This is a genomic window from Paraburkholderia sp. (genome assembly GCF_035656215.1).
Lineage (GTDB): Bacteria > Pseudomonadota > Gammaproteobacteria > Burkholderiales > Burkholderiaceae > Paraburkholderia.
In genome coordinates, this window is record NZ_DASRSY010000206.1 from 1 (window position 1) to 11340 (window position 11340).

General features: G+C 61.5%; 12 protein-coding genes, 1 tRNA gene and 1 pseudogene. 5 read left to right on the forward strand and 9 right to left on the reverse strand.

Going from position 1 to position 11340, the window contains the following annotated elements:
* Positions 1–399: pseudogene (locus VFE81_RS11560) on the reverse strand (hypothetical protein); the annotation flags it as partial.
* Positions 400–909: 510 nt separating this feature from the next.
* Positions 910–1881, reverse strand: coding sequence for a DNA-binding protein YbiB (ybiB, locus tag VFE81_RS11565; protein ID WP_325044728.1), 972 nt, complete (start codon positions 1879–1881; stop codon positions 910–912).
* A 230-nt stretch (positions 1882–2111) separates the two neighbouring features.
* Here ybiB and VFE81_RS11570 point away from each other — a divergent pair, with 230 nt between their 5' ends.
* Together VFE81_RS11570 and maiA are read left to right on the forward strand one after the other, a co-directional pair.
* Entirely contained in the window at positions 2112–2810 is a 699-nt protein-coding gene (locus VFE81_RS11570; RefSeq protein ID WP_325044729.1) for a fumarylacetoacetate hydrolase family protein, read from the forward strand.
* A gap of 25 nt (positions 2811–2835) precedes the next feature.
* Positions 2836–3480, forward strand: a complete 645-nt coding sequence (gene maiA / locus VFE81_RS11575) for a maleylacetoacetate isomerase (RefSeq protein WP_325044730.1) — start codon at positions 2836–2838, stop codon at positions 3478–3480.
* 74 nt (positions 3481–3554) lie between these two features.
* On the opposite strand, the gene ftsY is transcribed toward maiA, so the two are convergent.
* Positions 3555–4721, reverse strand: coding sequence for a signal recognition particle-docking protein FtsY (gene ftsY / locus VFE81_RS11580; protein ID WP_325044731.1), 1167 nt, complete (start codon positions 4719–4721; stop codon positions 3555–3557).
* Positions 4722–4962: 241 nt separating this feature from the next.
* On the opposite strand from ftsY, the gene rsmD reads away from it, so the two are divergent.
* The 3 genes from rsmD (at position 4963) to VFE81_RS11595 (ending at position 6525) form a co-directional block, all read left to right on the forward strand.
* Positions 4963–5577, forward strand: coding sequence for a 16S rRNA (guanine(966)-N(2))-methyltransferase RsmD (gene rsmD, locus VFE81_RS11585; protein WP_325044732.1), 615 nt, complete (start codon positions 4963–4965; stop codon positions 5575–5577).
* 111 nt (positions 5578–5688) lie between these two features.
* A complete protein-coding gene (gene coaD, locus VFE81_RS11590) occupies positions 5689–6204 on the forward strand; it encodes a pantetheine-phosphate adenylyltransferase (RefSeq protein WP_097391227.1) in 516 nt (171 codons plus the stop codon).
* 63 nt (positions 6205–6267) lie between these two features.
* Positions 6268–6525: a YfhL family 4Fe-4S dicluster ferredoxin gene (locus VFE81_RS11595; RefSeq protein WP_325044733.1), complete on the forward strand. Its 258-nt coding sequence runs from the start codon at positions 6268–6270 to the stop codon at positions 6523–6525.
* Positions 6526–6625: 100 nt separating this feature from the next.
* Here VFE81_RS11595 and hisC read toward each other — a convergent pair whose 3' ends face one another.
* The 6 genes from hisC to ispE form a co-directional block, all read right to left on the reverse strand.
* Complete coding sequence (gene hisC, locus VFE81_RS11600; RefSeq protein WP_325044734.1) at positions 6626–7705, reverse strand: histidinol-phosphate transaminase; 1080 nt, start codon at positions 7703–7705, stop codon at positions 6626–6628.
* A gap of 90 nt (positions 7706–7795) precedes the next feature.
* Complete coding sequence (pth, locus tag VFE81_RS11605; RefSeq protein ID WP_325044735.1) at positions 7796–8398, reverse strand: aminoacyl-tRNA hydrolase; 603 nt, start codon at positions 8396–8398, stop codon at positions 7796–7798.
* A gap of 142 nt (positions 8399–8540) precedes the next feature.
* Positions 8541–9164: a 50S ribosomal protein L25/general stress protein Ctc gene (locus VFE81_RS11610; protein ID WP_325044736.1), complete on the reverse strand. Its 624-nt coding sequence runs from the start codon at positions 9162–9164 to the stop codon at positions 8541–8543.
* Positions 9165–9328: 164 nt separating this feature from the next.
* A complete protein-coding gene (locus VFE81_RS11615) occupies positions 9329–10285 on the reverse strand; it encodes a ribose-phosphate pyrophosphokinase (protein ID WP_035553584.1) in 957 nt (318 codons plus the stop codon).
* 45 nt (positions 10286–10330) lie between these two features.
* Positions 10331–10407 (reverse strand) — tRNA-Gln (locus VFE81_RS11620).
* Between the two features lie 50 nt (positions 10408–10457).
* On the reverse strand, positions 10458–11339 hold the full coding sequence (ispE, locus tag VFE81_RS11625) for a 4-(cytidine 5'-diphospho)-2-C-methyl-D-erythritol kinase (protein WP_325044737.1): 882 nt from the start codon (positions 11337–11339) through the stop codon (positions 10458–10460).
* Position 11340: the final 1 nt, after the last annotated feature.

Genomic DNA, 11340 nt, shown 5'->3' on the forward strand with positions numbered 1-11340 from the left:
CGGGCAGATCGCGTTGTACAGGTGCACGATGGCGCGCGGCGCGCCCTTCAGTGATTCGAACGTGCGCGCAATCAGTTCAGCGCGCGACGGCACGAACACTTCGATCGTCACGTCGTCGGGAATGCGCTTTTCTTCAATCAGTTTGCGGACGAAATCGAAGTCGGTTTGCGAGGCCGACGGGAAACCGACTTCGATCTCCTTGAAGCCGATCGCCACCAGCATCTCGAAGAATTCGAGCTTTTGCGCGGCATTCATCGGCTCGATCAGCGCCTGATTGCCGTCACGCAGATCGGTGCTCATCCAGATGGGCGCCTGGTTGATCGTGCGGCTTGGCCATTTGCGGCCGGTGAGGCGCACAGCGGGGAAGGGCCGGTATTTCTCAGCAGGATTGCGCAACATGATGAGCCTCGTTCGTTGTGTCGTATGCGAAAGGGTGTGGCTTCGAGCGGCTGGCGGGCTGCCACGGGTGCACGGCCTGCCAGCCGGTGGCTAGCGGCAACAACGAGCGGGCGCGAACGAACAACGTCATGATGACGGCGAAAACGAACGTGGATGAAGCCCATGCAACGTGCATTTGACCCTCGCGCTTCGTCCGAACGGTAAACGGACGAATGCAAACGACTACAGGTTGTGAAGAACTACGGTCGGGGGTGAAACAGAAACTACGGAACTGCTTTTGAGGACCGCGCTTTGGGCAACACAAGTTGCCAGCGCGGTGCTACGTCTGACTTACGCTAGACGTAGCGATAGAGGCCGCGCTAGGCGGCCGAGGGTAATTCGGAGGGTGTTCGGAAGGGAACGCATGGGTCTAATGTATGACGGCTCGCAGTGGCGTGTCAACCCGCGGCCGCCATATTCGGCGCGGGAGCGCGGCGCCGTAAGCGCCGTACCGCACTCCCGCCGCGCACGTTACATGGGCGTTTTCGCGACATCCACGATCAACTCCACCTGCCGTTCGATCGCGCTCGGGACGGGCGCTTCACCGCGCAATACAGCGCTGATCCACGCGGCCGTGGTGGCGGCGTCGCGAGCTTCAGGCAAGTCGACTTCAGGCGCGTCGGGCGACGAGCGTTCATGCGGCACACGCGTCTCGCAGATGCCGTCGTGTAGCCAGTCGACTTGCACCTGGCGCCGCGTGTCGGCCACTGCTTCGCCTTCGGTGCCGCGCGCGAGCAGGGCGCCGCCGTCTGCGGCGTCCAGGTGCGTGTTGAACAGTTGCGTGAGACTGTCGCGATACGGCGGATGCGTGTAGTTCACGAGCCGCAGCCCCGCTGGCGCGAACGGCTGCAGGATTTTCACGAGCGTATGCGTTGAATTGCGCACGCCCATCCGCCGGCGCAGCGAGAGAAGGCGAGCGAGCTTCGGCGCGAGCACGTCGATTGGCGCGAACGCAAGACGCCGCTCGGCGAGACCGTCTTCGATCTCGGCGTGCGATCGAGCATGTGGAATCTGCAGATGCGTGAAGATTTCCGCGCTCGTCACGCGACCCGGATCTTCGGTGACGCCATGCACCAGCACCGGCACCCCCTCGCGTGCCAGCAGTAGCGCGAGCAGCGGCACCAGGTTGGGCTGTTTGCGCGCGCCGTTGTAGGTGGGTATCGACACGGGCCGGAACGCCGCGTGCGGCAAATGAATGGGTTCGAACGACGCATGCGCGCCGGCCAGCATGGCAGCGAGTTCGTCGGCGGTTTCGCCCTTCACGCGATACGCGAGCAGCACGGCGCCGAGCTCGAGATCGGCCACGCGGCCGTCGAGCATCGCGGTGTAGAGCGCGCGCGTATCTTCTGCGGTCAGGGCGCGGGCGCCATTCGGGCCGCGGCCGATTTCCTTGATAAAGCGGGCGCAGGGGAAAGGATTGGCGGTGTCGGCGGAGTCGGTCATCGGGCGCAGTGGGACGGGGTGGCGTGCCGCCTTTGGGCGGTTGGCCACGGTATTCAAAGGACACTATTCGGTGTGAGTATCGCATCTATAGCGGTACAGCGAGACGATGCACCGGGATCCCCGACCGCGCCGGGCTATGCGGACTGACTGCGCATCGCGCTTTGCAGCGCGTTACACTCAACGTTTTATCGCCGCGCGGGCGCGGCAAAATTCAAGAAACGGAGAACGGGATGAGTTACGTGTTTGCACCCGCACCGGTGGTCGCGGTGCCGGTCGTGGGCTCCAGCGAGCAGTTCGCGGTGCGTCGCATCTACTGCGTGGGTCGCAATTACGAGGCGCACGCGCGCGAGATGGGGCACGATCCCGACCGCGAACCGCCGTTCTTCTTCGCCAAGCCCGCCGATGCCGTGCTATACGTCGCGCCTGGTGTGACCGGCGAATTTCCCTATCCGACGCAATCGAAGAACGTTCACTTCGAGATGGAGTTGGTGGCGGCGATCGGCAAAGGCGGCAAGAACATCCGGGCCGAAAGCGCGCTCGACCACGTGTACGGCTATGCGCTCGGTCTCGACATGACGCGCCGCGATCTGCAGGCCGAAGCGAAGAAGCTGGGCCGTCCGTGGGACACCGCGAAGGGTTTCGATCACTCGGCGCCGCTCGGCCCGATCCATCCGGCAACGACGGTCGGCCATGTCGGGAAGGGCGCGATCTGGTTGTCGGTGAACGGTGAGGAAAAGCAGAACTCGGACGTGTCGCAACTGATCTGGTCGGTGGCTGAGACAATCGCCTATCTGTCGACGCTGTTCGAACTGCAACCGGGCGATCTGATTTTCACCGGCACGCCGGAAGGTGTCGGGGCAGTGGTGCAGGGCGACCTCATGAAAGGCGGCGTAGACGGGCTCGGCGAGCTCAGCGTACGCGTCGTCTGAAGAGCGGTTGGAGGAGACACACAACATGAAGCTTTACAGCTATTTCCGTAGCTCGGCGTCCTATCGCGTGCGCATCGCGCTGAACGTGAAAAATCTGCCGTACGAGTACGTGCCGGTACACCTCGTGCGCGACGGCGGTGAGCAGTTGAAGTCCGAGTACCGCAAGGTGAATGTGGACGGTATCGTGCCCACGCTCGTCGACGGCAGCGAAGTGATGCCGCAGTCGCTCGCGATCATCGAGTATCTGGAGGAAACGCATCCCGAGCCGCCGCTATTGCCCGGCACGCCGGCCGAACGCGCGTATGTGCGCTCGGTAGCGTTGCAGGTGGCGTGCGAGATTCATCCGATAAACAATCTGCGCGTGCTGAAATACCTGAAACATACGCTGCGTGTGGATGACGACGCGAAAGACGCGTGGTACAGGCATTGGATCGAAGCGGGCTTTGCGACGCTCGACGCGCATCTGGCGGGCGATCCGCGCACCGGCAAGCTGTGCTTCGGCGACACCCCTACGTTGGCCGACGCATGTCTGATTCCGCAGGTGTTCAACGCCCAGCGCTTCAAGGTCGACACGGCGAAGTTTCCGACGATTCAGCGCATCTACGATCACGCGATGCAACTCGACGCGTTCGCTCGTGCGGCGCCTGGTGTTCAGCCCGACGCGGAATGATACTGTGGTTTGAATGAAAAAAGGGCGCTCGGAAGGCGCCCTTTTTTCTGGTTCCGCGACGACCGTTGCAGTGTTTAACCGCCCAGCAACGCGTCCGAAAACTCTTCCGCGCTGAACGGCTGCAGGTCTTCGACCTTTTCGCCGACGCCGATGAAGTACACCGGGATAGGGCGCTGACGCGCGATTGCCGCGAGAATGCCGCCCTTCGCTGTGCCGTCGAGTTTGGTGACGATCAGGCCGGTGAGGCCGAGCGCGTCGTCGAAAGCTTTCACTTGCGTGAGGGCATTCTGGCCAGTGTTCGCATCGATCACCAGCAGCACCTCATGCGGTGCGCCATCTTGCGCCTTGCCGATCACCCGCTTCACCTTGCGCAGTTCTTCCATGAGATGCAACTGGGTCGGCAGGCGCCCGGCCGTGTCCGCCATCATGACGTCGATCTTGCGCGCACGCGCGGCGCCTACCGCGTCGAAAATCACGGCTGCCGGGTCGCCGCTTTCCTGCGACACCACCGTTACGTTGTTGCGCTGGCCCCAGATTGCCAGTTGCTCGCGCGCGGCGGCGCGGAAGGTGTCGCCCGCAGCCAGCAGCACCGACTGATCGAAGCTTTGCAGATGCTTGGCGAGCTTGCCGATGCTGGTGGTTTTGCCCGCACCGTTGACGCCCGCGATCATCATGACCAGCGGTTGTGCGCGGCCGAGCATCAGCGACTTTTCCAGCGGCTTGAGCAGGTCGATCAGCAGCGTGCGCAGCGCCACTTTCACCTGCTGAGGATCGGTGAGGCGCTCGGTGCGCACTTTCTCGCGCAGCGATTCGAGCAGAAACTCGGTGGCTTCGACCCCTGCATCCGACATCAGCAGCGCGGTTTCGAGTTCTTCGTACAGATCCTCGTCGATCTTCGCGCCGACGAAAATGCCGGTCAGGCTCGAACTCGTTTTCGACAGGCCGGTCTTCAGGCGAGTCAGCCACGAGCGCTTCGCGCTCGCGTCCAGTATGGGCGGCGGGACGATTTCGACGGTTTCGGGCGCCGGAGCTTCGGGTTCAGGCTCATTTGCGGGCTGAGCGGCAGCCGGCTGCGTATCGACGCTCACCGGAGCAACCGGCCGCGGCGCCGACGGCGCGACGGGCACTGCCGGCGCTTCTACGACGGGTTCGGGCGCGAAGGCTTCCGGCGCCGTCTGCGATTCTTCTGGCGCGTTATCGGACTCTTTCGAACCCTTGAATCGTTTGAAAAAGCTGAACATGATCTGGCGTGGTGAGAGCGCGCGCCGAGGCGCGCAGCCGGGACGAGCCCGGTGGGAGCGGCAGGCAGCGTTGCGATGCGGGATGCAAGGCGCTGGAAGCCGCACATTTTATCAGGCGCGCCGCCGCCCGTCGTATTGGCCGAACGGCCAGGCTGGACGTCGTGCGCCCCTGTGGTAACGTTGGCGCTCCAGCCCGCATGCATCGGCGTCGCGGGCACCTCCATAACGTAATCGAAACTGCATGCCCCGTTCTGCTCCTTCACGCGCCCATGGCGCTTCGTCCAAAGGCGGCAAGCCGCACGCTATCCGTATCATCGGCGGCGACTGGAAGCGCACGCCGCTGCCCGTGCTTAACCTCGACGGCCTGCGCCCCACGCCCGATCGCGTGCGCGAAACACTGTTCAACTGGCTCGGCCAATGGCTGGAGGGCCAGCGCTGCCTCGATCTGTTCGCCGGCAGCGGTGCGCTCGGCTTCGAGGCAGCCTCGCGCGGCGCGGCGCGAGTGTTGATGGTCGAGCGCAACGCGCGGGCCGCCGGCCAATTGCGCTCGAACCAGGAGCGCCTGTCGGCGCGTACGATCGAAATCGCGGAAGCCGACGGCTTGCGGCTCGCGGCGAGTCTCGCACCAGGATCGTTCGACGTCGTTTTCCTCGATCCGCCGTTCGATGGCGATCTGCTCGACAAGGCGCTTGCGCTGGCCGTGCCGTTGTTGAGCCCTGAAGGCTTTCTGTATGTAGAAGCAGGCGACGCGCTCGAACTCGATGGGAACGAAACGCTCGCCGGCTGGGAGATCGTGCGGCAAGGCAAAGCGGGCGCTGTCCACTTTCATTTGCTGCAGCGCGAAAATAAGGAATAATGCGCGTTCCAAAACAAGCAGCGGGCGGTTACCGTCACGCGTGCGGTCGGTGCCAAATGCGTCGTGTGGACGCTTTGACGTGCCCCTTTGTCTGAAGAGAGGAGAAGTCTCATGGTAGTCGCCGTGTACCCGGGCACGTTCGACCCGCTGACGCGCGGTCACGAAGACCTCGTTCGACGCGCGTCGAGCATTTTCGACACGCTGGTGGTGGGCGTTGCCGATAGCCGCAACAAGAAGCCGTTCTTCACGCTGAAAGAGCGTCTCGACATCGCTCATGAAGTGCTCGGGCACTACCCGAACGTTCAGGTGATGAGCTTCAAAGGGCTATTGAAAGACTTTGTCCGCAGCAATAACGCTCGAGTGATCGTGCGCGGCCTGCGCGCCGTCTCGGACTTCGAATATGAGTTCCAGATGGCCGGCATGAACCGCTATCTGCTGCCGGACGTCGAGACTATGTTCATGACGCCGTCCGATCAATATCAGTTCATCTCCGGCACCATCGTGCGTGAAATCGCGCAACTGGGCGGCGACGTCAGCAAGTTCGTGTTCCCGTCGGTCGAAAAATGGCTGAAGGAGAAGGTTGCCGCGCTGGATCCGGACGACGGTGTCTCGGCGGGACAGCCGTAACCGGCGTAAACTGTCGGATTGACGGATTAAAGCTGGCTTCGGCCGGCGCGAAGTGAGAGAAGTATGGCCTTGATGATTACCGACGAGTGCATCAATTGCGACGTGTGCGAGCCCGAGTGCCCGAACGACGCGATTTCGATGGGCCCGGAAATCTACGTGATCGACCCGAAGAAATGCACCGAGTGTGTCGGCCATTTCGACGAACCCCAGTGTATTCAGGTCTGCCCGGTCGAGTGTATTCCGCGCGACCCTGAGCACCTGGAGACGGCGGAAGGTTTGATGGCGAAGTACCACGCGCTGCAGGTTGCGAAGGGCGCGTGAGCGTTGAATGATGGAAAACGGCGAGGCGCCTGCCTCGCCGTTTTCCTTTGCCGCAACGTTTTGTGTTGCGCGCGAAGTTATTCCGATCGTTATCCGATCGTCATCCGACGTAAGCGCTGAAGATGTCGCGCAGGGCATCCAGCAGAATGTCGCATTCGGCATCGGTACCGACCGAGATTCGCAGATGCTGGTCGATTCGTGCCGCTTTGAAGTGGCGCACGAAGATTTCCTTCTCCCTTAGCCGTGCCACGAGCGTCGCTGCATCGTAGCCTTCGTGGCGCGCGAACAGCAGATTCGCCGCCGACGGCACCACCTCGAAGCCCAGTGCCGTCAAGCCTGCCGCCAGCCGCTCACGGCTAGCAATCACTTTGGCGCAGTTGTCGCGGAACCATGCATCGTCCTCGTATGCAGCGACGGCCGCGACTTGCGCCAGCCGGTCGAGCGGATACGAATTGAAGCTGTCCTTCACTCGGTTCAGCGCGTCGATCAGCCCCGGATTGCCGAACGCAAGGCCGACGCGCATGCCGGCCAGCGAACGCGACTTCGATACCGTTTGAATGACCAGCAGGTGGGGATAGCGGTCGATCAGCGTGATGGCCGATTCGGCGCCGAAATCGACATAGGCCTCATCGACTACCACGACCGATTCGGTGTTTCTTGCCACCAGACGCTCGATATCGGCGAGCGGCAGTGGTCGTCCGGTCGGCGCGTTCGGATTTGGGAACAGTACGCCGCCGTTAGGCGCTGTGTAGTCGTCGACATGGATGGCGAAGCTGTCGTCGAGCGCGATGGTCCGATAGTCGACTTCAAAGAGTCGCGCGTAGGTCGGGTAGAAGCTGTACGTGATATCCGGGAACAGCAACGGTTTATCGTGTTTCAGCAAGGCCTGAAACGTGAGCGCGAGCACTTCGTCCGAGCCGTTGCCGGCGAACACCTGCTCCGGTCGAATGCCATGGTACGCGGCAACCGTTTCGCGCAACTTGCGCGCCGTCGGGTCGGGATAGCGCCGCAGCGACTCGCCCGCATCGCCCAGTTCCTGCCGGATCGCCTCAAGCACGCGCGGCGACGGGGGATATGGATTCTCGTTGGTGTTCAGCTTCACCGGATGCGCGGCCACGGGCTGTTCGCCCGGCACATACGGCGTCAGACGGTGAACGATGTCACTCCAGTAGCGGCTCAAGCGATTCTCCTGTCGATGGCGAAACGGTCAAACGGCGAAACGGCGAAACGGCGAAACGGACGTGGGCGCGGGCGTGTGGACGAGGAACGCTCAGGGATTGCGATGCAGTTGCATCATCGCCCGCTCGAGCTCGCCTTTGATGATCTGCGGCATCACGGCCAGCGCACGTTCGATCGACGTATCGATCACATCCTGTTCTTCCCGTCGCGGCGGCTTCAGTACGTAGTTGGCGACGTCCGGCTTGGCGCCGGCGCGCGCGCTTACGGGAATCAGGTCGCGCGGATGGCCGATGCCGATTCGCAGCCGCCAATACTGTTGCGATGACAGATGCGCGGTGATGTCCTTCAGCCCGTTATGGCCGCCGCTGCCGCCGCCTAGCTTTAGCTTGACGCTGCCGGGCGACATATCGAGTTCGTCGTGTGCGACCAGAATTTCGTCCGGAAGAATCTTGAAGAACTGCGCGACCGCCACGACCGATTGTCCCGAGCGGTTCATATACGTCTGTGGTTCCAGCAGGTGCACTTCTTCGCCGTGAAGCCGCGCCTTCGCGTAGAAACCGTGGAAGCGTCGTTCATCGCGCAGCGTCGTACCTGCTTCGCGCGCCAATTGATCGACTAGCCAGAAGCCGGCGTTGTGGCGCGTCGCGGTATATTCGGCGCCCGGATTGCCGAGCCCGACGATCAGCTTGATCATGATTGCGTAGGTCCATCTGGCCCGGAAGCCGAATGCGGCCGAGCCGAAAAAAACCGAAAAAAAACCCGCCGGGGAGAACCTCGGCGGGTCACGTCGACCGTTTCATTGAAACGGATCGAGAGGATTGCTCGCTCAGTGCAACTTAAGCAGCCGGCTTTTCGCCTTCGCCTTCAGTAGCAGCGGCGTCGCTTTCAGCGATTGCGCCAGCCGGGATCGTTGCAGCTGCGATGACCGGGTTTTCTGCTTCAACGTGAGCAACCAGTACAACGCCTGCCGGCAGGACGATGTCCTTGGCGTGCAGCGAGTGACCAGCTTCGATCGTCGCGAGATCGACTTCGAGGAATTCCGGCAGTGCCGACGGCAGGCACTCGATTTCGATTTCGTTGAGGACGTGCGAGATCACCGCGCTCGACAGCTTAACTGCCGGGTTGGTTTCCTGGTTCATGAAGTGCAGCGGCACCTTGGTGTGCAGCTTCTTCTTCGCGTCGACACGTTGGAAGTCCACGTGCAGCACGAGCTGACGGAACGGATGGTATTGCACGTCGCGCAGCAGAACCTGTTGCGACTTGCCGGCCACTTCCAATTCGAGGATCGACGAGTGGAAAACTTCTTTCTTCAGCGCGTGCCACAGTGCGTTGTGGTCCAGTTCGACCAATTGCGTGTCAGCACCAGCGCCATATACGATGCCCGGGGTCTTGCCCGAGATACGCAGGCGGCGGCTCGCACCCGTACCTTGCAGGGAACGCTCGAAAGCGACTACTTTCATGTTGAATCTCCAATGCACTGCCCGCGACCAGGCAGTAAAAACGGGGCCTCCAAGCCGTTATGGCTGAGGCCCCAGAGCGATGGCACGAACCTTCGTTCGTTCATGCCAATTGTGCAAAAGCGCAGCGTGCGGTACTGCAATGCACGTTGCGCCTTCGCAAATACTTAACTTTCAGCGAACAGCGACATCACCGAGTCGCCGCGGCGAATCCGCGAGAACGTTTCGGCAAGCAGGCCGGCGCTGGTCAACGAACGGATCTTGGCGCACGAGCGGGCTTCTTCGCCGAGCGGGATCGTATCGGTAACAACGAGTTCGTCGAGTGCCGAAGCTGCGATACGCTCGCCTGCACCGCCCGACAGAACCGGGTGGGTGGCGTAAGCGAACACCTGCTTCGCACCGCGTTCCTTCAAAACCTGAGCTGCCTTGCAAAGCGTACCTGCGGTGTCGACCATGTCGTCCATGATCACGCAGGTGCGGCCTTCGACTTCACCGATGATGTTCATCACTTCGGCAATGTTCGCCTTCGGACGGCGTTTGTCGATGATCGCGAGATCGCAATTCAGTTGCTTGGCCAATGCACGGGCACGCACCACGCCGCCGACGTCCGGCGAAACGACCAGCAGGTTCTCGTAGTTCTGCTTGCGCAGATCGCCGAGCAGCACGGGCGTAGCGTAGATATTGTCGACCGGGATGTCGAAGAAGCCTTGAATCTGGTCGGCGTGCAGATCCATCGTAATGATCCGCTCGACGCCGGCGATTTCCAGCATGTTCGCCACAATCTTCGCCGAGATGGCGACGCGCGCCGAACGCGGGCGTCGATCTTGACGGGCATAACCGAAGTAGGGGATGGCTGCGGTGATCCGGCCAGCGGATGCGCGCTTGAGCGCATCGACCATGATCATCAGTTCCATCAGATTGTCATTCGCCGGCGCGCAGGTGGACTGCAGGACGAAGACATCCTTGCCACGCACGTTTTCCTGAATCTCGACCTGGATTTCACCGTCCGAGAAACGGCTAACCATTGCTTTGCCGAGGGGAATACCGAGGATTTTGACGACTTCCTGTGCAAGCGCGGGATTTGCGTTGCCAGTAAAAACCATCAGGCCGTCATGGCTGCTCATCGTGCACCTACTTCAGGCTGGGGGCGAGGGAAATGCGAGAATTTTTGGCAGGGGAGGAAGGAGTCGAACCTTCGAATGCCGGAATCAAAATCCGGTGCCTTAACCAACTTGGCGACTCCCCTACACTAACTTTGAGCTTCGCCGAACGAGGGAACGTTCGACGATGCAAAACTTATGACGCGAAAGTAAAGAGTGGATGCTGATCGAGACTTGCAGTTACTGCGCTGCTCCATTCGCCTGGCAGTTTGGCTTGCGCCGCTTCTGCTTCAGCTTTGCTACGGAACGCTGCAAATACACTTGCACCTGATCCAGACATCCGCGCTGGTGCAATGTTCTCAAACCATCGCAGCACTTGCGCTACTTCCGCGTATTTTCCCACGACAACCTGCTGCATGTCATTCCGGCCAAAACTTTCTGGCCATTCAGTGTTGCAGCTAAGTTCTGCAGGAAAGTCCGTAATTATGAGGGGTTTCGAGTCTCTCGTCAACGTTTTTTCAGAGAAAATCGCTGCAGTCGGAACATGAACCCTCGGCGTCACTACCAGGAAATGACGCGGCGGCAATTGTACAACGTCTAAAGCTTCTCCAACACCCTGGGCGAATGCATTCTTTCCAAAAATAAAAAACGGCACGTCCGCGCCGAGTTTCAACGCCAGCGCCTGCAATTCCAGGCGCGGTAAATCGAGCTTCCAGAGACGATTCAGCGCGAGCAGCGTGGTGGCCGCGTCGGAGCTGCCGCCGCCGAGGCCCGCGCCCATCGGCAGGCGCTTGTCGATTTCGATATCGACACCCTGGGGCGAGCCCGTATGCGCCTTCAGGAGCGCCGCTGCACGCACGGTGAGATCGTGTTCCGCCGGTACGTCGGCGATTTCGGTGCTGCGCGTGATGAGGCCGTCGTCGCGCCGCTTGAAGTGCAGGGTGTCGCCCCAGTCGAGCAACTGGAAGACGGTTTGCAGCGTGTGATAGCCATCTGGCCGACGGCCGGTGATGTGCAGGAAGAGGTTGAGTTTCGCTGGCGCGAGGCAATCGCGCAGCGAATCGGTCGTTTCAATCATG

What these genes read in the sequence shown, in the direction of transcription:
- VFE81_RS11615 (WP_035553584.1), bottom strand. Translation starts at nt 10,285, where the DNA reads ATGAGCAGCCATGACGGCCTGATGGTTTTTACTGGCAACGCAAATCCC.
- coaD (WP_097391227.1), top strand. Translation starts at nt 5,689, where the DNA reads ATGGTAGTCGCCGTGTACCCGGGCACGTTCGACCCGCTGACGCGCGGT.
- ybiB (WP_325044728.1), bottom strand. Translation starts at nt 1,881, where the DNA reads ATGACCGACTCCGCCGACACCGCCAATCCTTTCCCCTGCGCCCGCTTT.
- VFE81_RS11595 (WP_325044733.1), top strand. Translation starts at nt 6,268, where the DNA reads ATGGCCTTGATGATTACCGACGAGTGCATCAATTGCGACGTGTGCGAG.
- ispE (WP_325044737.1), bottom strand. Translation starts at nt 11,339, where the DNA reads ATGATTGAAACGACCGATTCGCTGCGCGATTGCCTCGCGCCAGCGAAA.
- VFE81_RS11570 (WP_325044729.1), top strand. Translation starts at nt 2,112, where the DNA reads ATGAGTTACGTGTTTGCACCCGCACCGGTGGTCGCGGTGCCGGTCGTG.
- pth (WP_325044735.1), bottom strand. Translation starts at nt 8,398, where the DNA reads ATGATCAAGCTGATCGTCGGGCTCGGCAATCCGGGCGCCGAATATACC.
- rsmD (WP_325044732.1), top strand. Translation starts at nt 4,963, where the DNA reads ATGCCCCGTTCTGCTCCTTCACGCGCCCATGGCGCTTCGTCCAAAGGC.
- VFE81_RS11610 (WP_325044736.1), bottom strand. Translation starts at nt 9,164, where the DNA reads ATGAAAGTAGTCGCTTTCGAGCGTTCCCTGCAAGGTACGGGTGCGAGC.
- maiA (WP_325044730.1), top strand. Translation starts at nt 2,836, where the DNA reads ATGAAGCTTTACAGCTATTTCCGTAGCTCGGCGTCCTATCGCGTGCGC.
- ftsY (WP_325044731.1), bottom strand. Translation starts at nt 4,721, where the DNA reads ATGTTCAGCTTTTTCAAACGATTCAAGGGTTCGAAAGAGTCCGATAAC.